We start from the raw sequence: 26,400 nt of genomic DNA on the forward strand, positions 1-26,400 counted from the left end.
TAGTAATAAAAAACACTAATTTTGCAAGAACTAAAATGCCGGGAAATTATGTTAGGATTAAAATTAGCAACAGACCCTCGTTGGGTAAATATTGTTGAGTCGAATATCGAAGAAATATTAACAGATCACGCTTGGTGCGAACAAAAAGCAGCTTCAAACGCCATTAGTTTAGTTACTTACAATTCTGAACTAGAAGAATTAGTTACGGAAATGCTTGTAATTGCGAGAGAAGAATTAGAGCATTTGCAAATGGTACACGATATCATCAAAAAAAGAGGTTTGACCTTGGGCCGCGAAAGAAAAGATCATTATGTAAATGAACTTTTTAAATTCATGAAAAAAGACGGAAGCCGTAAAGATGCTCTTTGTGATCGTTTATTGTTTTCAGCCATGATCGAAGCGAGAAGCTGCGAACGTTTTAAGGTACTTTCTGAAAATATAAAAGACGAAGAATTAGCTAAATTTTACCGTGATTTAATGATTTCTGAAGCGGGTCATTACACTACTTTTTTAGGATTTGCACGAAAATATACTGACAATATAGATATAGATAAACGCTGGAAAGAATGGATTGAATACGAAGGTTCTATCATCACCAATTATGGTAAAAAAGAAACTGTTCACGGATAAAATTCAATTTAAACCTTACCTATAAATACCACAATTTGTTATGTCTGCAAATAAAACGAAATCTATTTTATTAAAAATAGCCAAATATCTTGGAATAACGTTTGTCGTTATTATAGGATTACTGTTTCTGACCCCTATTATTTTTGCTGACAAAATTAAGGAGCAAATTAAAAAAACTGCTAACGAAAAACTGAGCGCAGAATTGAATTATTCTGATGTCTCGGTTTCGTTTTTTCATCATTTTCCTTCGTTAACTTTAACCTTAAATGATTTAAGCCTTAACGGATCAGCTCCGTATAAAAGCGAAAAATTCATTACCGCAAAAGAGGTTTCTTTTGGAATAAATGTAGCCAGTTTAGTATTTAGTAAAGAGGTAAAAATTGACCAGATTTATTTATCTGATTCGTTTATTAATGTAAAAGTGAATCCAAAAGGAGAAGCCAATTACAATGTTTACAAATCATCAAGTCCGTCAGATCCAAAAGACAGTACTGATGCTGATGCATCGCTAAAACTGGAGAAAATTGAGATCCTGAACAGTAAAATTATTTACGACGATCAGTCGACTAAAGTTCATTTTGATGCTTTTGGTTTTAATTATTTAGGAAAAGGCGATTTAAACAAGGCTGTTTTTGACTTGTATTCGAAAGCCAAAATTGAAAAACTGAATATTGTTTATGAAGGTGAACCGTATTTAATGAATAAAAAAATCGATGCCGACCTGATCACAAAAGTAAATGTGAATTCGTTATCTTTTTTCTTTCAACAAAACAACCTTAAAATCAATCAGCTCTTGGTCGATTTTAAAGGAAAATTTGACTTCCTGAAAGATGGTTACAACATCGATTTTGTGATTAAATCTGACAATAGCGACCTGTACGATGTATTTACTGCTTTCCCTCCAAAATATATTACCTGGCTTTCTAAAACCGAATTAAAAGGAAAAACAAACTTACTTTTTACCTTAAAAGGAAATTATATTGTCTCGCAAAATATTGCTCCGGACCTTAATTTAGATGTAAAAATAGACAACGGTTTTGTAAATTATAACAAAAGTGCTTTTCCGGTTTCTAACTTAAACTTAGAAGTAAAAACAAAAGTTCCGTCGCTGAATCCGGATCTTGCTATTGTTGATGCTAAAAACTTATCCCTGAACATCAACAAGGATTACTTAAAATCTAAATTTTATGTTGAAGGCATTAATACTCCAAATATCGATGCTGACTTTAAAGCTAAAATTGATCTTGAAAAATTAATTACAGCTCTTGGAATTCCTGATATTGTTTTAAAAGGAAATTTGGCGGGTGATGTAAAAGCAAACGGAAAATTTGATCTTAAAAACAAACTTTTTCCGGTTACTAATGGTGTTATCGATTTAGAAAACGGGTATTTAAAAACACCTTATTACCCAAATCCTATCACCAATATTACCATCAAATCTAAAATCAACAATCAAAAAGGAACTTTTGATGATTTGAAAGTGAGTTTAAAACCTACTCAGTTTACTTTTGAAGGGAAACCTGTTTTTGTAGAAGCAGATTTGAGCAATTTCAACGATTTGACTTACGACATAAAAGCGAAGGGAGAACTTGACGTGAATAAAATCTATAAAGTTTTCTCTCAAAAAGGACTTGATTTAGATGGTTTTGTAAAAGCTGATTTGGTTTTGAAAGGCAAACAAAGCGATGCCGAAAAAGGAAAATACAGCAAGCTTCATAACAAAGGAACGCTTGAGCTTAGAAATATTGGCATTACATCAGAATATTTGCCAAAGAAATTTATTATCAAAGAAGGTGTTTTTAAAATCAATCAGGATAAAATGTATTTTAACAACTTTCTGGCTGCTTACGGTCAGTCTGATTTTAAGATGAACGGATATCTGCAAAACGTTTTTAATTACGCAACCACAAATACAGGTGTTTTAAAAGGTTCTTTTAATGCCACATCACGATACATTAATGTGGATGAATTTATGTCGAGTACTTCGGCAAATACATCGGTAACGCAAACAAAAACCGAAACTCCAGCTCCTACTCAGACTGAAGCAAAACAAACTGGAGTGATTATGATTCCGACTAATTTGAATTTGAATTTCACCGCTAATGCCCAAAAAGTGAATTTTGATAAATTAAATCTTCAAAATGCGGTTGGAAATTTAAGCATGAAAAAAGGGAAATTAAGCATGCAGAATACCGGTTTTAATTTAATTGGCTGTAATGTTGCCATGAATGCCAATTATCAGGCTGTTACGACTAAAAAAGCAAATTTTGATTTTACTATTAAAGCGTCTGATTTTGATATTAAAAAAGCATACAACGAAATTGAAGTTTTCAGAAAAATGGCCAGCGCTGCTGAAAAAGCACAAGGAATCGTTTCGGTTGATTATCAATTAAAAGGCCGTTTAAACGGCAATATGGATCCAGTATATCCATCACTTGCGGGTGGCGGAACACTTTCTGTAAAAGATGTAAAAGTGCGAGGATTGAAAATGTTTAACGCCGTAAGCAAAGCAACAAGTTCTGAATCCATGCAAAATCCTGATCTTTCTAAGGTCGACATTAAAACCACGATCAAGAACAACATCATGACCGTAGAGCGCTTTAAATTTAAGTTTGCAGGCTTTAGACCAAGAATCGAAGGCACAACAAGTCTCGACGGAAAACTGAACTTAAAAATGCGTTTAGGCTTACCTCCTCTTGGCATATTCGGAATTCCGCTAACGGTTACCGGAACACAAAATAGTCCTAAAGTAAAATTAGGAAGAAAAACTGAGGATTTGGAAGAGACTAAGGATACTGAATAATAAAATTCCAATTTATTGATATCTGCCTTTGTCAAAGTTTAAAACCAAGAGCACAAGGAACTTTTATGAAAGCCTAATTTTAAGGTTGGTATGTGGATTTTTGTCATTTCATAAATAACAACGTTGCAACCTAATTTAATTCCTATCTTAAAACCTAGCCCGTGGTTTCAACCACGGGCTAGGTCTGGTAAGTTTACAACTAAAAAAAAACTTTATCATAAATAGAAAATATCTTAAACTACACATACAACATTCCAGAAACATACAAAATTCCTTTCGCTAATACCCACAACAAAACTGCCATTCCTAAAAATCCCCAGGCAGAAGTTCTGTTTCTTTTCCAGTTAATACAGAAAGTTGGAATCTCCCAATATTTGATCACAATATAAATACTGGTTCCTATTAAGGATGCCCAAATAAGTTCTCCGGAACGAATCTGAAAGCTATAAACTAAAGTCGATACCAGAAAAAGAATTGTAATAAATTGCAAGTAATAGTAATTCTTGTAATTGCGTTTGAAATTTTCTTTGAGAGATATAATCAAAAATGATATAATAAGTAAACCTGTCAAGGCAATAATAATATACGAGAAAAGCGGGTTATGCTGTACGATAAAAAAGCCATCAATAATCAAGGCCAAAACAACACAAGCCGCAAGGGTAAAAATAGTTCTTTCGATAGAAGTATCTTTATACGGAATAAGAATTGGATAAATATACTTATCAAAAGTACGCCAAACAGGCAAAGCACAAATTACCGCCATAGCAGCTACAACAATTTCATAATTGTATAATACATCACCTGGAATTTTATACAACAAATACAAAAGAGCCATAGTCACAATAATTGCGGGAAGACAAATTGTTTTTACTATTTCCCACTTATTACTTCCCCAGAACGTATTTCTTATTTCAAAAACATATTTCTTAACTAAGTATTTCCGTGTAAAAATAGCTGTTGACTGACTCCATAATAAAAACAAACCTATATGAATTACTACAGTGCGCAAGGTCATTTCTTCTATATAACATCCGCCAACGATACAAACGATTCCAAGCAGCAATAATTCGTAGGTTAACAAAATTGCAGAGAATAAAAGCCTGAACAATGGTGCGAATTGTTTTATCAGGATATCTATAAGCCTGTCCCAATAATTGCGTAATAAACCCACTATCGCGCATATTGCAATAAATGCCGCCAAATACAACATCCAATTGGTTAGCGATTGCGTTTGCATCCATAACTGAACTGCAGAATCTTTTACAGGAATATAAATTACTTGCGAATTAGCATAAATTTCATTTGCGAGTCGATTTCTTACGCTATCATTAATAACCGAAAACTGATTCTTATGTTGCTGCCAATATAAATCAGCATTAGAATCGCTTTTTTGCAGCACCGCAAATTCGTATAAAATCTTTTTTTGAGAATCATTTAAGAAAACAATTTCGTAAGCAGGATGAATTTCTTTTGCAAACAGACTTATACAGAAAAGAAATATAAGGAAAACTATTTTTTTCAAGGCTTATAACGTATTAGTTCAATCAAAAATACAAATAATACCGCGGAAAAAATTAAAATTTAAAATTCCAAATTCCAATAACACTTATGTATATTTCAAAAAAGGAAACTGATTTCTACTTTCGGTTAAAATGACAAAAACAAGATACCAATCCTAAAATGTTGTGACGAACATAAAAACTAAACTCAGCACTTATTTTTTACAGCAAAGAGCACAAAGATTTTTTACTTAAGAATACTTCTAAAAAGTACAAAGTTCGCAAAGCTAAGTCAATACAAAGCTTTGCGAACTTTGACTCTTTTATAAAAGAGAAAAGTAAAAAAACTTAGCGTTATTTGCGGTAAATTTTTTTTCGCTCTCCATAGGTTTTTGAATTAGACCAAAACAAGCACAATTACTCCTACTTTAAACAAATAACAAAACACAGCAAACTTAAATTATCTTATATAACTTATATGGTAAAGTCATAAAAACAAAAAAACCCGCTCTTTTCAGAACGGGTTTTGTAATAAGTAATCTAATGATTATGCTTCGAATGGAAGGATAGATACATAAGATTTGTTATCTTTTTTCTTTTGGAACTTAACAACTCCAGCTACTCTTGCGTGTAGTGTGTGATCTTTACTGATGTAAACGTTTTCACCTGGATTATGTTTTGAACCTCTTTGTCTAACGATGATGTTCCCAGCAATAGCAGCTTGTCCACCAAAAATCTTTACGCCTAAACGTTTTGATTCTGATTCTCTACCATTCTTCGAACTACCGACACCTTTCTTGTGAGCCATGACGTATGAGTTTAAATATTGTTATTATTCTTTAGTAGCTTCTTTTTTTGCTTTTGGAGCTGCTGCTTTTTTTGCTTTTGGAGCTGCTTCAACTTCAGTTGCCGGAGCATCTTCTGCTACAACCGCTTTTTTAGCTGCTGCTTTTTTAGTTCCACCTGCTGCAGTAATACCTTCAATTACAATTTGAGTAAGATATTGTCTGTGACCATTTCTCTTTTTGTAACCTTTTCTTCTTTTCTTTTTGAAAACGATTACTTTATCTCCTTTTAAGTGTTGTAACACTTTAGCTTCTACTGAAGCACCTTCTATAGCTGGGGCGCCTAAAGTTACGTTTCCGTTATCATCTAATAAAAGAACTTTGTCAAATGAAACACTTGAACCTTCTTCATTAGACAAACGGTTAACATAAACCTTTAAGTCTTTGCTTACTTTAAATTGTTGCCCTGCTATCTCTACGATTGCATACATACCAAATTGATTTATTGATTTTTAAGGTTGCAAATATACAATTAATAATTTACTGTGCAATCTCTTATTCTAAAAATATTTATTTCATTTTAAAGTCTGTTTTTCAAGGCGTTTCATGCCATAAAAAGAAACATTTAGCCGTATAATACTGTTAAAGTATCACCAAAACAAACACTAACCCTTAATTGATAATTAAAAAAAGTTAATTTTGATGTAACGATAATCAACTCTTGGCTACCTACATATATAGGTAAATAAAAATTATTAATCTTTATGAAAAAATCAATAATGATGTTAAGTGCAGCACTAATGCTCGGCGGAGTGGCTCATGCTCAAAAGGTAGCTTTTGAAGAATACAATTTAGATAACGGCATGCACGTTATTTTGCACAACGATCCGTCGGCTCCCGTTGTAATCACCTCGGTAATGTACCATGTAGGATCAAAAGACGAGCGTCCGGACCGAACTGGTTTTGCGCATTTCTTTGAGCATTTATTATTTGAAGGAACACAAAATATAAAACGCGGCGAATGGATGAAAATCGTGACTGCGAATGGCGGAGTAAACAACGCCAATACTTCTGACGACAGAACGTATTACTACGAAGTTTTCCCATCAAACAGTTTAGAACTTGGTTTATGGATGGAATCTGAAAGATTGATGCACCCAATCATCAACAAGATTGGTGTTGAAACACAAAATGAAGTCGTAAAAGAAGAAAAAAGAATGCGTTACGACAATCAGCCGTACGGAAACATACTTCCGGAGGTTAAGAAAAACATGTTCAAAAACCATCCGTATCGCTGGACAACTATTGGCTCAATGAAAGATCTGGATGCTGCAACGCTCGAAGAATTTCAGGCTTTTAATAAAAAATTCTATACGCCAAACAATGCCGTTTTAGTTGTGGCAGGAGATTTTGACAAAGCAAAAACCAAAGAATGGATCCAGAAATACTTTGCTCCAATCCCTAGAGGCGAAGAAGTAAAAAAACAAACTTTTGTCGAAGAACCAATCAATCAGACTATAAAAGCTACATATGAAGATCCGAATATTCAGATCCCGATGATTGTTGCTTCTTACAGAACACCTTCGATGAAAACCAGAGACGCAAGAGTTTTAGATTTAATCTCTTCTTATTTAAGTGACGGAAAAAGCTCAAAATTGTACAAAAAAATAGTTGACGACAAAAAGATGGCACTTCAAATTGGCGCTGTTGGTTTTAGTCAGGAAGATTACGGAATGTACATTTTATATGGTTTACCAATGGCTCCCAATACAACAGCTGATATCTTAAAAGAAATGGATGAGGAAATTGTAAAAATTCAAACCGACCTGATTTCTGAAAAAGATTATGAAAAATTACAGAATAAATTCGATAATAATTTTGTGAACGCCAATGCAAGCGTAGAAGGAATTGCTGAAAATCTGGCTTCTTACTACCTGCTTTACGGAGATGTAAATTTAATCAATACTGAGATTGATATTTACCACTCTATTACCAGAGAAGAAATTAGAGAAGTGGCTAAAAAGTACTTAAACCCTAACCAGCGTTTAATTTTAGACTACGTTCCTTCAACTAAAGTTCAAAACTAAGCTTATCGAATCATGAAAAAAATACATACATTTTTAATTCTTTTATTCCTGACTGGAATTATGCAAGCACAAAATCGTCCACAACCAAAACCAGGCCCTTCTCCAGTAGTCAATATCAAAAAACCACAAACTTTTGTTTTGGCAAACGGTATGAAAGTTTTAGTAGTTGAAAATCATAAACTACCACGAGTAAGTTTTAATTTAACCCTGAATAATGCTCCTTTTACAGAAGGGAACAAAAAAGGTGTTGATGAATTAACCAGCAGCCTGATTGGTAACGGAACTCAAAAAACAACCAAAGAGGCTTTTAACGAAGAAATTGATTTTTACGGAGCAAGTATTAACTTTTCTTCAACAGGCGCTTATGCAAGTTCTCTTTCTAAATATTCAGGACGCGTTCTGGAACTTTTGGCAGAAGGTGCTTTACAACCGAATTTTACTCAAACTGAATTTGATAAAGAAAAAGCAAAATTAATCGAAGGGCTTAAAGCCGATGAAAAAAGCGTTCCGGCAATCGCAACAAGAGTTGTTGATGTTTTAGCTTTTGGAAAAAATCATCCTTCGGGAGAATTCCTTTCAGAAGAAACGGTAAAAAACGTAACACTTGCAGATGTTCAGGCAAATTATTCGACTTATTTTGTTCCTGAAAATGCTTATTTGGTAATCATTGGTGATGTTAAATTTAAAGAAACAAAAGCAGCAGTAGAAAAACTTTTTGGCGGATGGAAAAAACAAGCAGCTCCAAAAAACACTTACCCTAATCCTGAGAATGTTTCTCAACTTCAAATTGATTTTGTAGACGTTCCTAATGCGGTACAATCTGAAATTTCATTGGTAAATACCGTGAATTTAAAAATGAGTGATCCTGATTTTTTCCCGGCCGTAATTGCCAATCAAATTTTAGGTGGAGATTTTAATAGTTACCTGAACATGAATTTACGTGAGGAGCACGCTTGGACTTATGGCGCAAGTTCAAGTATTGGAGCAGGAAAATATGTTACTAAATTCAAGGCATCATCTGCTGTACGAAATACGGTTACGGATAGTGCTGTAGTTCAGTTTATAAAAGAAATTAAAAGAATCAGAACCGAAAGAGTTCCTCAGGAAGTTTTGAGAAATGTAAAAGCAGGATACATTGGCCGCTTTGTAATGCAGGTCGAAAAACCACAAACTGTTGCCAGATATGCTTTAAACATTGAAACAGAAAATCTTCCAGCTGATTTTTATGAAAAATACATCCAGACTGTCAATAATGTTACAGCTGACGATATTTACCGTGTAGCCAACAAATATTTCCTATTAGATAATATGCGAATTGTAATTGCAGGAAAAGGTTCTGATGTAATTACTGGTTTAGAAAAACTTCAAATTCCGATTTTCTACTTTGATAAATACGGAAATCCTGTTGAAAAACCTGCGACCAAAAAAGAAGCTCCGGCAGGAATTACTGCCAAAACAGTTTTCGAAAATTACCTGAAAGCAATTGGTGGCGAAAAAGCAGTTGCTGCTGTAAAAACTTTAGCTATGACAGGAACAACAACGGTTCCTCAGGCGCCGGGACCTTTAACTTTTACTTCTAAATTAGATTCGAAAGGAAAAATGATGGTTTCGCTTGCCATGGGAACTATGAATTTAATGAAACAGGTTGTAAACGAAAAAGGTGCTTATATCGAGCAACAAGGTCAACGCAAAAATCTTGAAGGCGCAGATCTTGCCGACATGAAAGCCAGCGCTGCTCCTTTTGAGGAATTACAATTACAAAAAAGAACAGACTTAAAAGTAGAAGGAATCGAACCGATAAACGGCAGCGATGCTTATGTAATAAAAGATGGTAAAACAACGTATTACTACGATGTAAAATCAGGTTTAAAAACAGCAAAAGGCAAAGTTCGCGAACAAGACGGAAAATCATCTTCTCAAATCACAAACTTCAACGATTACAGAGAAGTAAAAGGTATTAAAGTTCCTTTTAATCTGGTTCAGAATGTAGGTTTTGAATTGGATATTAAAATGTCTGAGATCAAAATCAACGAAGGGGTTTCTGAGAAAGATTTTCTTTAGGAAGGTTCAAAGGTACAGAGGCTCAGAGGCGCAATCCCGAAGCTTCGGGACTGAGTTACTAAGATTCTTAGAGGCTTTGTCAAAGTTTTAAACTTTGACAAAGCTTTTTTTTACGCTCTATTTTGTCACTCTGAATCAATTACATTTCAAAAAAAAAAAAAAAAAAAAAAACATCTCACAATTAAAAGCTACTTCTTAGCCGATAAATACACTCCGATTAAAATAATAAATGCTCCAAAAAACTGAATTGGCGTTAGCATTTCGTTATCTAATAATCCCCAAAAGAAAGCGACTATTGGGATTAAATAGGTTACTGATGTTGCAAATACGGGCGAAGACATTTGTATCAATTTAAAAAATACAACATTTGCGATTCCGGTTCCCAGAACTCCCAGAATCATTACAAAAAGAATAGAATGCTGGGTGACATCGATATTTATTCTTTGTGTAATATCTGTAAAACTCAAAATGATCAAAGCCGGCAGAAGCAAAACAGCAAAGTTTCCTGTTGTAATACTTACCGAATTCAGATCTGATAAATATTTCTTGATGAGATTGACATTGATGGCATAACAAAGCGTTGCAATAACAACCAAAACTACATAATAATAATTTTGCCCGGGATGAGCTGAGGCTCCGCTTAAAACCAATAACAAACAACCTATTAAACCCACAAAAACACCAAGAACCTGTCGTTTTTGAAACTGGATTCCAAAAGCAATTATTCCCAGAACTAAAGTATTTAAAGGTGTAAGCGAATTTAAAATAGCCACTATCGAACTATCGACCTGGGTTTCGGCAATTGCAAAAAGAAAAGCGGGAGTAAAAGTTCCGAAAACAGAAGTTATGGCTACAAATTTCCATTGGCGGCGCGAAATTTTCTTTAGACTATTAAACCCAAAAATCAGTAAAAACAGGGCCGCAAAAATAATTCGGAATGAACCTACCTGAATCGCCGTTAAACCAACGAGGCCTCTTTTTATTAAAGTAAAAGAACTTCCCCAAATAAGCGAAAGAACAAATAAATAAGCCCACTTTAATTGCTTTGCATCCATAAATACCATTTTGATGCAAATTTGTAATAAATTTATGAACTGACCTCTTCCTTTTTACTAATTTTGAAAGGAATACAACTTATCAATTTAAAAATCATATATAATGAAATTTACAAAGATCATAGCCGCTTTCGCCATCGCGAGTTTAGTATTAGTAAGCTGCAAAAAAGAAGAAGATAAAAACCTTGCCAATATAAAACCCTTAAACACAGCTGTAAAAGAACACAAAGCAATTGCTGCTGAAAATGTACAAACGGCAAGTTTCGAAATAGAAGGAATGACTTGCGCTATGGGATGTGCCAAAACAATCGAAAAAGAATTATCTAATTTAGACGGTGTTGAAAAAGCTACAGTAGATTTCGATAAAAAAACAGCTACTGTTGTATTTGACAAAACAGTTCAAAATCAAGACAGCTTCACAAAAGTAGTTGAGGCAACCGGAGACGGAAAAACCTATAAAGTTCTGAATACCAAATCTTAAAAAATTAAATTCCAATATTTAAAAAAAATCCAATATTTTAAAATTCCAAATTCCAATAGCAATCGGTATTTCGATTTGGCATTTTTCTTAAAGTGATATTAATTTCAAGACATAAAAAAAGGGCGTTTATAAAACTAAACGCCCTTTTTTTATGTCTTCTTTATTTACTTCCACTTCAAAGTTTCCATTAATCTTTGCATGTCATTTTTGATATAACTCGCCGCCGGCATAATTGAATCAAAGTTTGGCTTAGCATAAAAATAAACGGATCCTGTTATAAAATGCTTTGTACTATCGGTAAGGTAAAACTGAGAGTTTGTAGCCGCATTTCCGTCAACTTGGTAAAACATACCATAAACCTTTTTTTGAGGGTTTAAATAGGGTTGTTCTAATATATCATCGGCTTTAATTACGTGTTCGTAGGTAAGTTTCTGAGCATCTTTCAGCAATTTCTCAATATTGCCGTTTACAGGTTTGTAGGTAAGGTAAATTGTTGCTTTCATTTTAGGATAGGTAATCGCAAATCCGCAATCTTTCTCACCTTTTATTACAGCCCCTTCGTTCATATCAAAGGCAAACGGACAATTGTTTTCAAAACTAACATATTTTGCTTCCGGATAATCTAAACGAAGAAAACCTGATGGCTTAGGCACCACATCATCTTTACAACTTAAAACAGTCAATGCCAGTAAAATTGTTGCTATCGAAATTGTTTTTTTAAACATTTAATCTATTGTTACTTTTATTTGTTTAACACGCTTTTTATCGACTGTTTCTATCGTAAAGACACAATTTTCAAAAGCTACTTTTTGATCTTTTTTAGGGAAATTACCCAAAATTTCTAAAATAAATCCGGCTAACGTTTCTGCCTCACCTTTGTGAGATTCAAAAACATCTTCATTAACATCTACGATTCTGTAAAAATCTTTCATGTTAATTTTTCCTTCAAAAAGAAAATTCTTTTCATCGATTTGAGAGAAATTCAAATTCTCATCATCAAACTCATCGCTTATATCCCCTACTATTTCTTCAATAACATCCTCCAGAGAGACTAATCCTGATGTTCCGCCATATTCATCAACTACAATTGCCAAATGGCTTTTAAGACTCTGAAAATCCTTTAATAGATTGTCGAGTTTTTTATTCTCAGGAACAAAAAATGCTTCTCTTACCAAAGAAGTCCAATCGAACTCATCATTATCAATATGAGGCAGTAAATCCTTAACGAATAAAACTCCTTCAATCTGATCGATATTATCCCTGTAAACCGGAATTCTTGAAAATCCTTTTTCGATTATTTTTGGACAAATTACTGAAAATGGCTCCGATATTTCTAACGCAAAAATATCAATCCTCGGGCTCATTACTTGTTTTGTATCGGTATTTCCAAAAGAAACAATTCCTTCCAGGATTTTCTGTTCTTCGCTTGATGTACCTTCAGAATCTGTAAGCTCTAAGGCTTGCGAAAGCTGATTTATCGAAAAACTATTTTTTTGTTTCCCTAGTTTGTTGTGCAAATATAGCGTAACACTGCGCATAGGCAAACTTATTGGCGATAGTAATGTATCTAAAATAGCGATTGGATATGCAACGCGTTTTGCGAATTTTATATTGTTGCGGCTGGCGTAAACTTTAGGCAAAACTTCTCCAAACAATAAGATAAGAAAAGTAACCAGAATGATTTCGAGTATAAACTTAAAGACCGGAGAACTTACATTCGCAAAAATATTTTGTCCTATAAAAGAGAACAAAATAACAACTCCAATATTAAAAAAATTATTGGCTACTAATAAGGTGGCTAAAAGTTTTTTGGGTTTATCTAAAAGATTCGAAATAATTTTCCCTCTTGGATTATTTTCCTGCAATGTTTCGTCAATGTCTTTTTGAGATAAAGAAAAAAGCGCTACTTCGGCACCTGAAACAATTGCCGAAAGAAACAGCAAAATAAATATTCCGACAAAACCAATGATTAAATTGATGTCTAAAGTGGTATTAAAAAATAAACTGGGCTCCGGGTCCAAATTAAAAAAGATTAGTTAAACAATCAAAAAGGTAAGTCATTTATAGGCAAACCTTCATTTGTCGCATCAAAGTTAGTGTTTTTTGCTGGTTCTGATTCCTGCTGCGGTTTATGATTTCCAGTTTCTTTTTTGGTCGTCAGGAAAGTAAACTCGGTCACCTGAATCTCAGTGGTATATTTTGTAGTACCATCCTCAGCTTGCCACTGGCGTGATTTTATACGCCCTTCTATATAGATTTTATCTCCTTTAGAAAGGTATTTTTCGCAAATTTCGGCGGCTTTATTGCGTACAACTAAATTATGCCACTCTGTTGAAGTTATTTTTTCATTGGTCGTTTTATTGATATAAACCTCATTTGTAGCCAATTGAAAACGACCTATACAGTTTCCGCCATCAAAATAATGCATTTTCACATCATCGCCTAAATGGCCAATTAGCATCACTTTATTTAATGTTCCATTCATAATTTTACAGTGGTATTTATCCCAAAGATACATTTTTTTAGCAATTTATTTCTTGCTTTTCTATAAAATTATAAATCACTACAGGAAAAGGAAAAGTTTTTAATTCACTGGAATTCAATCCGTTTTCGATTATTTCTGCAATTTTAACCTTCCAAAACTGAATATGAAGATGTTGATGCGAAAGTTTATGCACAACAGTAGTTTCATTACATCCTTCCATACCTAATATAGTATAAGAAGGAAAAACATCATTTACGACAGCTTTTGAAACCACATCAAAATCAACAATTTCTGCAGTTTCAAAAAGAGGAAACTCATATAAATTATGCCAGATACCTTTGGCGGTTCTTTTCTGAATTAAGGTATTGCCTAAAACATCTTCTAGTATTAAATAATTAAAGAAGCGATTGGTCACTTTAAGTTTTTTTGATTTTACCGGTAAAACCGATACTTTCTTTTTTTGGAGTGCAACACAACTATCATTAAAAACACATATAGAACAATCCGGACTTTTAGGCACGCATTGCAAAGCACCAAACTCCATTATTGCCTGATTAAAACTTGCAGGATCATCTTTTGGCATTAATTCGTAAGCGAGCTCCGTAAATTCTTTTTTTGTTGCAGGAAGAGAAATATCAGATTCGATATCAAAATAACGCGAAAGTACACGAAACACATTTCCGTCGACTACGGGAACAGCTTCATTATAAGAAAAAGAAGCAATTGCCGCTGCGGTATATTCACCAACACCTTTTAATTTTAAAAGATCTTTATAGTTCCCGGGAAAAACTCCATTAAGGTCATTTGAAACAAATTGAGCCGTTTTATGCAAATTTCTGGCGCGGGAATAATACCCTAATCCCTGCCAAAGTTTCAAAACCTGCTCTTCTGAGGCATTTGCCAAATCAAATACAGTAGGAAATTCCTCCGTAAAAGCAAAAAAATACGGCGTTCCCTGCGCAACTCTAGTCTGTTGCAACATAATTTCTGAGAGCCAAATATGGTATGGATTGGCCGTTTTTCGCCATGGCAAATCACGTTTGTTTTGTAAATACCATTTTATCAATATGTTAGAAAAATTCATTGCAAAATACTTAGAATACAAAAGTAAATGTTTATGTAATTAAAATTTAACGAATTAGCTTGATTAATTATTTTTTTAATTCCTATATTTGCAAACTCAAAAAAATAGTACACCATTTATAAAATAAAATAGGAAAGAAAATGACGAAAGCAGATATCGTAGCGAAAATTTCAGAGAAACTAGGTCTTGAAAAAGGAGATGTTCAAGCAACAGTAGAAACTTTTATGGAAGAAGTTAAAACTTCACTAGAAACTGGAGACAATGTTTACCTAAGAGGATTTGGTAGTTTTATCGTAAAAACCAGAGCTGAAAAAACAGGTAGAAACATTTCTAAAAACACCACTATCAAGATTCCAGCACACAACATTCCTGCGTTTAAACCTGCAAAAGTTTTTGTAGAAGGAGTAAAAACAAATAACGAAGCAAAATAATACTATTAATTAATCATAAAATCGACACGATATGCCAAGTGGTAAAAAAAGAAAGAGACATAAGGTAGCTACGCACAAAAGAAAAAAAAGAGCGAGAGCTAACCGTCACAAAAAGAAAAAGTAGTTTTAAACTACTTTTTTCTTTTTAAAAGTTCATTGAAATTGAAAAAAAGATGAAAGAAAAAAGAAAATAGAATATAGACGTAAAAATCTATCTTCGTTGCTCTATTTTCTATTAATCTTCTTTTTCCCCGGGTTCAATACCTGTTAAAAAATATTGTTTAATCCATCTGTAGATAAGATTTTAGATCTTAGACATTAGATTTTAGATTTTTTTTTGAATCTATGCTCTTCTCTCTATACTCTATTTTCTGAAAAAACAGATAAAAATTTACAGTGTGAATAAAGAATTAATCATTAGATCTAGTTCTGAAGCCGTAGATTTTGCCTTATTAAAAGATGGAAAACTAATTGAATTACACAAGGAAGAAGAGAAAAGCAACTTTCAGGTTGGTGATATTTTTATTGCCAAAATACGAAAACCCGTTGCCGGACTTAATGCTGCTTTTGTAAATGTAGGCTTCGAAAAAGATGCCTTTTTACATTATCACGATTTAGGACCTAACTTAGCTTCTCAACTGAAATTCATAAAACTTGTAAGCGCAGGTAAAATAAAAGATTTCTCCCTAAAAACCTTTCAGTTTGAAAAAGAGATTGACAAAGATGGCATCATTACTGATATTTTAAGTGCCAATCAATCTGTTTTAGTTCAAGTTGTAAAAGAACCTATATCGACCAAAGGTCCAAGAATAAGCGCTGAGCTTTCATTGGCAGGAAGATTTATTGTTCTCGTTCCGTTTTCTGACCGCGTTTCTATTTCTCAAAAAATAGAAGACAAAAAAGAAAAGGACCGACTAAAAAAACTTGTTCTATCGATCAAACCTAAAGGATTTGGTGTTATTGTTCGCACAGTAGCCGAAGGCAAAAACGTAGCCGAATTAGAAAAAGATTTGCAGAACCTGCTTGGCAGATGGACTGCAATGTGTAAAAAATTACCAACTGCTCATCATCCTTCAAAAGTATTAGGAGAACTCAACAGAGCTTCTTCGATATTAAGAGATGTATTCAACGATACCTTTAGCGGTATTCAGATAGATGACGAAGAGTTGTACCATCAAACGAAGGAATATCTGCAAGAAATTGCACCTTCAAAACAATCGATTGTTAAGTTTTATCAATCAAATGACACTCCAATTTTCGAGAAATACAATATAGAGAGACAAATCAAAACTTCATTTGGACGAACCGTCTCCATGAGTAAAGGCGCATATCTTATCATCGAACATACTGAAGCTCTTCACGTTATAGACGTAAATAGCGGAAACCGTTCGAATAAGGCGACTAATCAGGAAGACACCGCCATGGAAGTAAATATGATTGCAGCCGCTGAAATTGCCAGACAACTTCGTTTGCGTGATATGGGTGGGATAATCGTAGTTGATTTTATCGATATGTCTAATCCTGAAAACAGGAAGGTTTTGTTCGACTTCTTGCGAGAAGAAATGAGCGACGATAAAGCAAAGCATAAAATCTTACCGCCTAGTAAATTTGGTTTAGTTCAAATTACCAGACAACGCGTAAGACCAGAAGTAAATATTAAGACTAGAGAAGAAGATCCAAACAATGAACATGGCGAAATTGAAGCGCCAATTTTGATCATTGACAGAATCGCATCTGATCTGGACAGAATTTTAAAAACCCACAAGGGTGTTGTACTTAATGTACATCCGTTTGTGGCTGCATACCTCAGTAAAGGTTTTCCATCATTACGTTCAAAATGGTTTTTTGAGCATAAGAAATGGGTGAAAATCATACCTCGTGACGCTTACACGTACTTAGAATATCATTTCTACGATAAAAAAGGAAATGTTATTTCAGAATAAAAAACAAAAACCGCCTTTCGAAAGACTGGCGGTTTTTTTGTGGCTCATTGCGAGGAACGAAGCAATCTCATTTCGATTTTCAATTTTGGAGTTTTAAAAATTAAAATTTCTTTTTAAGGAGTTATTTGCAGCTATCCATTTTCATAAAAAACTTTCGTTTAAAACTTCTACTTTTCCATTGAAAAATCACTAATGAACTAAAAGCAGAAATGAAACAAGTAAAATAGATTACTCCTATTATATATTTTGTAGCCCCATCTCCTAATATTACAAAGTTTTTGAAGTCAAAAAAACCTATTCCTGAAATAAGAGTACTAAAAAAATACGAAAAAAATACGAACAAATTATACTTATGAAAATTTGAGAACGCTTTGTATTTATTAAAAACTAATGTCATCGACTTTACTGGTAAAATAATTGCATAAAACAAAAGCCAAAAACCTTGTATTCTGTTTGAATTTATGTCAACTAAAAATCCAAAAACCGTATAACAATTAAATATTGATGATATAAAAAGAACTATTAAGTAGGTATATATTGTTTTCATAATTTAAATATTTCACCGTTACTCCCTCACAATTTCTATTTTTCTTCTAATTTCATTCCCGCAAGCATCTACAACCGTAATATAATGTATTCCTGTCGTTGGAGAAATAGGCAATTCATGAAACGTTTTTGTGGTTGCTTTATACACATTATCAACATACCAAAACAATTCTTTATCCCTTTCGGAATAAGCAACTTTTAGAATTACAGGCTGGACTTCGCTATTAAAATTCTTTGTTAGATATATTTTACTATTTGCCTTTGGATAAATAAAATCCATAGTGGTCGTTTGCGTTCCCTGACAATCTTCTTTAAAAGGCGGCAAAGGCAAATACTCTATATGCTGGCTTTTATAGTACCACGCCATAACGGGAGGCAAAACAAACCAATTTTTAGTGACTATATTATCAATGCTTTCGCAACTGCTATTGACCTGAAATTTTTCGGTTTTATCTAAATGAACCTTTTTATGATAAGGGCAAACTGCAGTGGATTTTCCTTTTTTAGAAACCCATTGCTTGATTTTAGGACATTCTTCTTTTGCCAAATAACCACTTAAACGGCAAACCTCAACTTCATCCAGATCTTTATAAGGTGTTTGAAACCATCTTTGTCTAGGCAATAAATTAAAAACATCAAATAAAATGGGCGCTGCACTTGTTACTCCGGTTAAAGTTGGTCTACCCTCGCCTGTTGCATTTCCGACCCAAATTCCCACAGCATATTTTGAATTTGTTCCAATAGCCCAGGCATCTCTGTTTCCGAAACTCGTTCCTGTTTTCCAGGCAATTTTCAAGGAGCTGTCATAAAACTTCCAGGCTTCATCGCCTTCAGGTCGGTTTACTTCTTCCATCGCATTATACGTTAACCAAATCGATCCGGCGCCTAATATATTCTTCTGATCTGTTTCGGAACCAAAATCAGGCTCAAAATCGTTTCTGAAATTGAGTTCGGTAAATTCTTTGGTTCGGTATTTTGCGTTATTTTTAGTGTAATAATTCACCGTAGAAGATAGATTCGCGTAAGTTCGGCACAAATCCCATAGATTACTTTCGGCACCACCCAAAATAAGCGATAACCCGTAATGGTCCGGCGTTTTATTAATATCTCTTAATTTGAACTTTTGCAGTTCTTCATAAAATTTGTTTACCCCAAAATCCTGCAACATCAAAACAGAAGGAATATTCAAAGACCTTGACAAAGCACGATGTGCAGGTACGGCCCCGTCAAAAGTCAGATTAAAATTTTGTGGCGTATAACCTGAAATTTGAGTCGGAATATCAGCCACTAAAGTATTCGGCAATAGTTCGCCATCATCAAGCATTGCAGCATATAAAAGGGGTTTTAGGATACTTCCCGTACTTCTAGGTGCATCAATAATATCAACGTCTTTCTGGTGATCTTTATCTGTTGGTGCGTTTCCTAAATAACTCATTACATTTCGATTCGAAACATCAATGACCAAAATCGCCAGATTATTCACCTCATTTTGTTTGTACTGATTGTAGTAATAACGCGCAATTTGATTGACTCTATTCTGCAAAGCATAATCAATTGTTGTTTTTACCCGTGTTCCTTCATCTTCTTTCGCTACTCGTTGCAATAAATGAGGCGCTATTTGAGGCAAATCATACGGTTTTTGAGGTAATGGTTCTTCGATAGCAAGTTCGTACGTCTGTTGATCAATTATTCCTTCATTATGAAGTTTCAGCAAAAGCCTATTACGCTTATTCAGTAACTTAATCTGATTTTTACCCGGATAAATCAAACTCGGCGCATTAGGTAAAACGGCCAAAGTAGCATTCTCTGCCCAGGATAATTGATTCGATTGTACGCCAAAATAGCGCCAGGCAGCCATTTCAAGCCCCACAACATTTCCTCCAAAAGGTGCGTGAGCGGCATATAATTCCAAAATTTCATTTTTAGAATACCCTAATTCTAATCGCGTTGCCTTGATAATCTCGATAAACTTTTCGAAATACGTTCTTCCTTTTCCTTTTCGGGATAATCGGATCACTTGTTGTGTCAAGGTGCTTCCTCCTCGTACAACTTTACCCGCTTTTCTATTTTGTTTGATCGCATTTACCATCGCAACCGGATTAAAACCCGGATGTTTATAAAAATATTCGTCTTCAAAATAAACGATACATTTTTTGAATTTATCCGGCACGCTGTCTTGCGCAGGAAAACGCCATTGTCCGTCACGAGCAATTTTAGCGCCTAATAATTCTCCTTCTTTACTTTCTATAACGGTAGAATAAGGCTCCTGAAACAACGTTCGGGGTATAGAGAAATAATAAATCAGCAAGAGCAGAAATGCAATTGCTGATTTTATTTTATTCTTTTTAATCCAATTTATAATGCGTTTTGAGAACGCTATAAGTTTATTTTTCAAAGCTTTTAGTTTTGGCCCACGGATTAAACGGATTGAACGGGTTTTCGCAGATCAATTTTAATCTGATTCAATCCAATAAAAAAATCCATGTCAACCTGTATAATCCGTAAAACCCGTGGGCCATTTCATCTTCTATTTCACCACTTCAACCCAGAATCCTTTTGTTCTGGCCAGGAATGTATTATCGTACATCGCTTCGCATTGCAATCCTGGTAAATAATAATTACCTAGATAGGATGCATTAAGCAGAATCCTGAAGACTTTTGTTTCTCTGGATTTCATTCCAAAATAGAAATTAGTTCTGTCGTCACGGATATCGATATAATCGGCAATATTGTTTGTAGCGTCTCCATAATCTGTGAAACGTGTATTTACAATTTCGAAACCTGAAGGCAGAATTTGTGATAAGGCTACATTTTGAACACTTTCGTTTCTTTGGTTTTTAACTGTCACCTCTGCAACAAATTCGGTTCCCTGATTTATTTTAGAAACGTTGATAACGCCGCCTTTTCTGTTTTTGAAAACAATTGCTGCCGAAACATCACTTTGAACTACATTTTCCTGTCCGATTGGCAATATTCCTGTATTCAGAACACGAACATAAATCGTATTGCTTTTATTATTTTTTAAAGTAATACTATTAGAACCCGTTTGCACCACCAGACTTCTGTCGGCAATTGTTTTTTGAGTGCTTATTGTTTCTCCTTTTCCGTTTTTACTAAACTGAATATCAATTCCTTTTGGACCATTATTTGCCGCAAATCTCGACATCGCATACAAGCAATAAGCAGTAGTTTGGGTACTCATCCATTGATTATTAGACATTTCTTTGGCTAATTTTGAAGCCATCGAGAATGCTTTTTGTTTCTGGTCTAAAAGTAACATTGTCTCTAAAGCCATTGCTCTGTTTCTTTCGCTTGAACCATAATAGTAGTAATTATAATCACTTGATTCATTATCAATACTGGTACGCAGCAGTAGATTTTGTCCCGCTGATTTTTGCCCGGCTAAAACATATGCAGCAGCCAAACGAAGTTTACTTTCGTTCGAAATACCTTTTGTTTCGCGCAATCTGTTCATTGACGATAAATCAGCATTTCCAGCTAAAGTCAAGGTGTACAATCTATACGCCTGAGCCAGATCATTACCGTATTTAGCTTCAAAACGCCATTGTTTCGCTTCTTTTTGCTGATACGAAGTCCATTTTGATTTGAAGTTTATTGGCAACACATATCCTTTTTTCTCTGCTTCAATCAGGAAATGTCCTGCATATGAAGTTCCCCAATCATCAGCAGTTGTATTTCCCTGCCAATAGGGTAATCCTCCGTTCGATAACTGAAAACTGCCTAATCTGGTAATCCCTGCTGTAATATTTTTTTGGATTAATGCTTTACGATTTGCATCCAGATCAACAACATCATTCAGGAATAACTGAGGAAAAACTGATGAAGTCGTTTGCTCCACACATCCATGTGGATATTGAATAAGAAACTGCAATCTTCCATTCAGATTAATGGTTGGCATAGACGAAACTTCCAGTCTCGCTTTATTACTTCCCGACACTCCAAAGGTTTTCCATGAAATTGTTTTGGTGCTGTTTGGCGCTAAAATAACATCGGTAAATGTACTCGTAACCGGATTAGGGTTCGTCATATCAATCTCGACATCATAAACCGATTTTTCGCTTCCTGAAGTGGCAATAACCTGAACTTTTGCAATTCCGGTTGCAGAACCTACAACTAAATTAAAATACGCCATTTTTTCGTCAGGTTGTGCAAAAGTAAGTCTTTGAGTGGCACTTCCCATTACTTTAAGTCCGGCGCTTGTTTTAATCTGAATCGAAACGTTTTTAACCTTGCTTTCCGTCGCAAAAACCGTAACCGGAATAGTCACTTTTTCTGAAGGTGAAATTTTTCTTGGCAATGAAGCCAATACCATCAACGGACTACGAACCGGAGTTGCTTTTTCTACACTTCCGTACGCACTTGTATTGGCATCACCCGCCACCACCATAGTTCGAACTGAACCTATGTATTTTGGTAATTTTAATTCATGCGATTTGGTTTGTCCTTTTTCTAATTTAAAAGGGCCATAATACAATACAACAGGTTTAAAACGGTTTGCTTTTTTAGCTTTTCCACCGCCCAAATCCTGATCTCCACCAATACTGAAAATCTGATTTATTTTTCCGCCATAAGCGCCAATTACATCATCATAAATGTCCCAGGTTTTTACGCCCAAAGCTTCACGAACATAGAAACTATCCCACGCATTTGGCGTTTTAAAACGAGTTAAATCCAATAAACCTTCATCGACAACCGCAATGGTATATGTCATTTCTTTACCGGTTTTCTCCCCTACTTTTACTGTGAATTTTTGCTCTGGTTTTAAAACATCAAGCATCGAGAGTGTAGGTGCCAAAATGGTATTTTTATCGACAACTTCGATAGGTACAATACCGTACATACGAATAGGTGAATCATTCTTGGTCGAAGCATGTGGCTGTAAAAGTGTAATATTAAAATATACATTTGGAGCCATCGCTGACGTTATCGGAATCTCTACTTTGGTCTCGCCTTGTTTTGTTTTGGCCCAAAGCGTCTGCACTACTCTTGATCCGTTTTCGATCGAAATTAAAGCACGTCCGCCTTCACTTGAAGGGAAAGATATCTGCGCTTTTTCACCTACTGCATAGTTTTTCTTATCCGTTGAGAAAACTAACATATTGGCTGTCGATGCATCTCTGTTACGTGTTTTTCCGGACCAAATTGGCCAGTCAATATTAACAGTCAAAGCAGTTGCATGACCATTTGTTTCATCTGAAACGCGAATTAAATAACGTCCCCATTCTTCATCAGATAATGTAAATTGAAAGCTTCCTCTTCCGCTGGAATCGGTATCAATTGTAAGAGACTTATAAGCTGTTGTTGAGTTCGATGAATTATAATTAGATAAATTATCACTTGAAGAATCCCACCACCATCTCCAGTCTACTTTATAAATTCTAACTTCAAGATTTTTAACTGCTTTTGGTCTTCCGTTTTCATCAACAGTAACCACCTCAAAACGATTGTTGGCTCTGGTTTCCAGCATTCCGTATTTATTAGGTTCCGGAGATTTTATACCAACATAGGCTTTATAAGGCGAATAAGTCGTCGAAATTACATCTGTACTAAAATCTCCTCCTTCTTCATATACTTTTGTGATGAATGATGCGCGAAGCATTCCCGGAGCCTGACCTTGTAATTTTGGCTCAATATTTACCGACGCTTTTCCACCTTCATTTAATTTTCCGGAAAAAACATTGATTTCTTCTGTACTAAATTTACGTACCAAATCATCAAAAGTAAATTTTTCATAACCTTTAAAAGTAGTTGTTTGTTGCGAAAACTTAGCCTGCATTTCTACATTCAGATTTTTCGCAATAGCGCCATGAAGCCATGTAACCTCAAGATTACTTGTGTTTGGATAAGAAGATGAAAGTGTCTTTCTTGAGAAATTATTTTTTATTTTTAAACGATTCGGTTTGATCGTTTCAATTTTAATGCTTTTGTAAAACTTAGCTCCGCCCACACTTATCATGGCTTCCCAATTTCCTGTTGGCGCTTCTGAACTTGTTGGAACTACAAATGAATAATGGTTTAATTCATTTGTTTTCTGAATCGTCTGATAAGTCGTTTTCCCGTTCGGGTCATTCAGTCTAAATTTTATTGGATGTGATTTCGGCAATTTATTCGCAGCATCGTTTAAAATGAAAGATAAATACAAATTATCTCCCGGACGCCAAACGCCGCGCTCTCCATAAATAAATCCTTTTAATCCCTTTTGCAAAGTCTCACCGGCAACATCAAAATTACTTAACGATAATGAAAGTCCGTCATCGAGTTTTACGTAAGTTGACTGATCGCCCAAAGTAACGATTGCAAAATAAGCGAATTTATCCAGCTGAAAAGATGCAATTCCTTCGCTGCTGGTAGCTCCAGTAGTTATTTTTTGCTGTTGATACGTATATAAATCTACTCTAGCATTAGATACCGGTTCTGTAGTAACAATGTTGTTTACGGCAAATAAATATGATTTATTCTCACCTCTTTTCGCAATTACACCCAAATCTGTGGCTAAAATATTGGTGGCAATTTTAGCATTATAATAATACGAGTTTGTACACGGATTTTCACTTTCTCTCCAGTCATAACCTTCATAATCATAGTCATAATCATCGTAAGAGTTTCCGCTGTAGTTGACATCATTCTCGTCAACCTCTTCTTCGTCATCATTATTTTCTTCAGTTTCAGAAGTGTCGCATTTATAAAGAGAATATTTCTTTTTATAAACAAATTCTACCCTGTAAATTGCTCCCGGTTCCGGCGTAATTATCTTAGATAAATCCAGGGCAAACGTATTCCATTTACTTGGAGTTATTAAGCCGCTTTCATTTAGTTTGAGCGTTGTTTTCGCAATGGGCTGTGCTACTTTTTTAAGATTCTGACTTCCGTTTAATTGATTGTATTGAAGAAACTGCAGAATATTGTTTTTGTAAATCTTATATACCTTTACATCAACAGCACTTAAATTTACAGCTTCGAAATTCAGTTTTAAATTATTCGAACTTGGCAGAATTGTTCCGTTTTTAATAAAGCGAACACTTGGTTTTATCTGATCAAAAGTAATTTTCTCGGTGTAATTCGAGTCCATCTTTTTACCGTACTGGCTTTCGATTCCCTCAAAAACTTCCAGAAGTAATTCTCCTGTAATAACCGGTTCCGGGGTTTCGTCTGGAACAACCTCAACTACTTCTTCAGCAACCGAATCCACTGCAACAACAGCAGAATCAACAGTAACCGAAGTAGAATCAGCAGAAGCATAATCTGTTTGCTGTACTACGACCGGAGCAGGAACTTCTTTTTTAGCTGCAGCTTCATTCGTAAAATAAACTTTTAATACATTTCCCTGAGTTGAAAATTTTAAGTTATTGGTATTCTGAATCGAAACCAAACCTTTAAAATCCTGTCCTTTTTCTAATGGTTCCGAAAAATTAATCAAAACCGACTGATTACTTCCTTCCGGAACATCAACTTTTACAATTTTAAATTCGTTTATACTGGTAATCGCATAATCTAATTGCCCTTTCTGATCGATATCAAAATCGTTTCCATCGTACGCAATCTCCAGATTTGTGGACTCATCATAACGTTGGATACTATCAATTATAAAATTAAATTCTTTGGCTGTACCTGTTTTTTTTTCGAATTTAATCTTAAGATTATTTCCTTTCTGACTTGCCGAAACTAATTTTATAGCCGTTTCAATATCAATATTATCTGCCGTTTTAAGTACACAATTCAAATATTGGTATTGTTTACTGTACGACTGAATATCTGCTGTATTAATTGTAAAATCCTGCTTGATTGTTTTTACCGTGAAGTTGAATTTCGAGAGTTCCTTTTCTTTCTCTTTCGGAATTGCGGTAAGTTTATCTAAGTTTAAAGTCACCTGATATTCTGTTCCGGGTTTTAATTTCTTCTCCGGAATAAAAGCCAGAGTATTGCTCGAAAGTGCGACTACTTTTCCGTCGACACTTGGCGAAATATCCAGCAAATCGCTGTCCAAAACCTGATTGACTTTCCAGTCTTTTTTATCGAAAGCCAAAACCACCCGAATATCAGATTCCGAGGAAACAATTCCCCCCGTAAAGCTGACGATATAATCTTTAAATAGTGAAAAATCGGAATTGAAATCGGCAGCAGATTTTCTACCACAAGATTGAAAAATAATAAACACACAAAACGCGAGAACTAATCCTTTTACTTTCACTTTTATATAGAATTATAAGGTTACAAATTCAAAATTGGCAGCAAATTTTAACTTTTTACAATTAAATGCATAACTATTAGTTTGCCAATTATGTTGTAGTAAATATAGATTATTTTTCTAAATAATTTAAGAGGAAAATTCCACCGAAGCTAATTATTTAAATTCTTAAACAGAAAAAGGTAATTTAGTTTTATAAGGAGCTATTTCCAGCTGTCCACTATATCTCAACTATATCTTTTCCTTGCTAAAGAAGCAAGAAAAAGGATGCCGCTCCATCTGGGCCAGCGCATTTGTTTTCATA

The 26,400-nt window shown here is 34.5% G+C and carries 17 protein-coding genes; 7 read left to right on the forward strand and 10 right to left on the reverse strand.

Features of this window, described 5'->3' with window-relative positions; translation table 11 throughout:
* Positions 1 to 48: 48 nt before the first annotated feature.
* The gene (locus GIY83_RS17135) at positions 49 to 630 is read left to right on the forward strand and encodes a tRNA-(ms[2]io[6]A)-hydroxylase (protein WP_065448101.1); all 582 of its coding nucleotides are present in this window, start codon (positions 49 to 51) and stop codon (positions 628 to 630) included.
* A 40-nt stretch (positions 631 to 670) separates the two neighbouring features.
* The gene (locus tag GIY83_RS17140) at positions 671 to 3,433 is read left to right on the forward strand and encodes an AsmA-like C-terminal region-containing protein (RefSeq protein ID WP_208682619.1); all 2,763 of its coding nucleotides are present in this window, start codon (positions 671 to 673) and stop codon (positions 3,431 to 3,433) included.
* 238 nt (positions 3,434 to 3,671) lie between these two features.
* On the opposite strand, the gene GIY83_RS17145 is transcribed toward GIY83_RS17140, so the two are convergent.
* From GIY83_RS17145 to rplU, 3 genes are all read right to left on the reverse strand, one after another.
* Entirely contained in the window at positions 3,672 to 4,955 is a 1,284-nt protein-coding gene (locus GIY83_RS17145; protein WP_228520403.1) for a hypothetical protein, read from the reverse strand.
* A 524-nt stretch (positions 4,956 to 5,479) separates the two neighbouring features.
* The gene (rpmA, locus tag GIY83_RS17150) at positions 5,480 to 5,740 is read right to left on the reverse strand and encodes a 50S ribosomal protein L27 (RefSeq protein WP_017497241.1); all 261 of its coding nucleotides are present in this window, start codon (positions 5,738 to 5,740) and stop codon (positions 5,480 to 5,482) included.
* Positions 5,741 to 5,764: 24 nt separating this feature from the next.
* A complete protein-coding gene (gene rplU / locus GIY83_RS17155) occupies positions 5,765 to 6,208 on the reverse strand; it encodes a 50S ribosomal protein L21 (RefSeq protein ID WP_194615983.1) in 444 nt (147 codons plus the stop codon).
* A gap of 273 nt (positions 6,209 to 6,481) precedes the next feature.
* Here rplU and GIY83_RS17160 point away from each other — a divergent pair, with 273 nt between their 5' ends.
* Both GIY83_RS17160 and GIY83_RS17165 read left to right on the forward strand, forming a co-directional pair.
* The gene (locus tag GIY83_RS17160; RefSeq protein ID WP_173969774.1) at positions 6,482 to 7,804 is read left to right on the forward strand and encodes a pitrilysin family protein; all 1,323 of its coding nucleotides are present in this window, start codon (positions 6,482 to 6,484) and stop codon (positions 7,802 to 7,804) included.
* Between the two features lie 12 nt (positions 7,805 to 7,816).
* Positions 7,817 to 9,865 (forward strand): pitrilysin family protein, encoded by a 2,049-nt coding sequence (locus GIY83_RS17165; RefSeq protein ID WP_194615982.1) that lies wholly within the window; start codon positions 7,817 to 7,819, stop codon positions 9,863 to 9,865.
* A 188-nt stretch (positions 9,866 to 10,053) separates the two neighbouring features.
* Here GIY83_RS17165 and GIY83_RS17170 read toward each other — a convergent pair whose 3' ends face one another.
* Positions 10,054 to 10,920, reverse strand: coding sequence for a DMT family transporter (locus GIY83_RS17170; protein WP_208682621.1), 867 nt, complete (start codon positions 10,918 to 10,920; stop codon positions 10,054 to 10,056).
* A 103-nt stretch (positions 10,921 to 11,023) separates the two neighbouring features.
* Between GIY83_RS17170 and GIY83_RS17175 the strand changes: the two genes are divergently transcribed.
* Positions 11,024 to 11,401, forward strand: coding sequence for a heavy-metal-associated domain-containing protein (locus GIY83_RS17175; RefSeq protein ID WP_194615980.1), 378 nt, complete (start codon positions 11,024 to 11,026; stop codon positions 11,399 to 11,401).
* A 164-nt stretch (positions 11,402 to 11,565) separates the two neighbouring features.
* Here GIY83_RS17175 and gldD read toward each other — a convergent pair whose 3' ends face one another.
* Genes gldD through mutY form a run of 4 tightly spaced genes read right to left on the reverse strand, consistent with a single transcriptional unit; the run spans position 11,566 to position 14,970 of the window.
* Complete coding sequence (gldD, locus tag GIY83_RS17180; RefSeq protein WP_194615979.1) at positions 11,566 to 12,126, reverse strand: gliding motility lipoprotein GldD; 561 nt, start codon at positions 12,124 to 12,126, stop codon at positions 11,566 to 11,568.
* Complete coding sequence (locus tag GIY83_RS17185) at positions 12,127 to 13,422, reverse strand: gliding motility-associated protein GldE (protein WP_194615978.1); 1,296 nt, start codon at positions 13,420 to 13,422, stop codon at positions 12,127 to 12,129.
* A gap of 23 nt (positions 13,423 to 13,445) precedes the next feature.
* A complete protein-coding gene (locus GIY83_RS17190; protein WP_194615977.1) occupies positions 13,446 to 13,886 on the reverse strand; it encodes a single-stranded DNA-binding protein in 441 nt (146 codons plus the stop codon).
* Positions 13,887 to 13,923: 37 nt separating this feature from the next.
* Positions 13,924 to 14,970, reverse strand: coding sequence for an A/G-specific adenine glycosylase (gene mutY, locus GIY83_RS17195; RefSeq protein ID WP_194615976.1), 1,047 nt, complete (start codon positions 14,968 to 14,970; stop codon positions 13,924 to 13,926).
* A 140-nt stretch (positions 14,971 to 15,110) separates the two neighbouring features.
* Here mutY and GIY83_RS17200 point away from each other — a divergent pair, with 140 nt between their 5' ends.
* Together GIY83_RS17200 and GIY83_RS17205 are read left to right on the forward strand one after the other, a co-directional pair.
* A complete protein-coding gene (locus GIY83_RS17200) occupies positions 15,111 to 15,401 on the forward strand; it encodes an HU family DNA-binding protein (RefSeq protein WP_007805026.1) in 291 nt (96 codons plus the stop codon).
* 398 nt (positions 15,402 to 15,799) lie between these two features.
* Positions 15,800 to 17,344, forward strand: a complete 1,545-nt coding sequence (locus GIY83_RS17205) for a ribonuclease E/G (RefSeq protein WP_194615975.1) — start codon at positions 15,800 to 15,802, stop codon at positions 17,342 to 17,344.
* 565 nt (positions 17,345 to 17,909) lie between these two features.
* Here GIY83_RS17205 and pbpC read toward each other — a convergent pair.
* Positions 17,910 to 20,285: a penicillin-binding protein 1C gene (gene pbpC / locus GIY83_RS17210; RefSeq protein WP_194615974.1), complete on the reverse strand. Its 2,376-nt coding sequence runs from the start codon at positions 20,283 to 20,285 to the stop codon at positions 17,910 to 17,912.
* Between the two features lie 132 nt (positions 20,286 to 20,417).
* Positions 20,418 to 26,099: an alpha-2-macroglobulin gene (locus tag GIY83_RS17215; protein ID WP_208682623.1), complete on the reverse strand. Its 5,682-nt coding sequence runs from the start codon at positions 26,097 to 26,099 to the stop codon at positions 20,418 to 20,420.
* Positions 26,100 to 26,400: the final 301 nt, after the last annotated feature.

Origin of the sequence: Flavobacterium sp. SLB02 (genome assembly GCF_009664855.1) — a bacterium.
In the GTDB taxonomy this organism is placed as follows: Bacteria; Bacteroidota; Bacteroidia; order Flavobacteriales; family Flavobacteriaceae; genus Flavobacterium.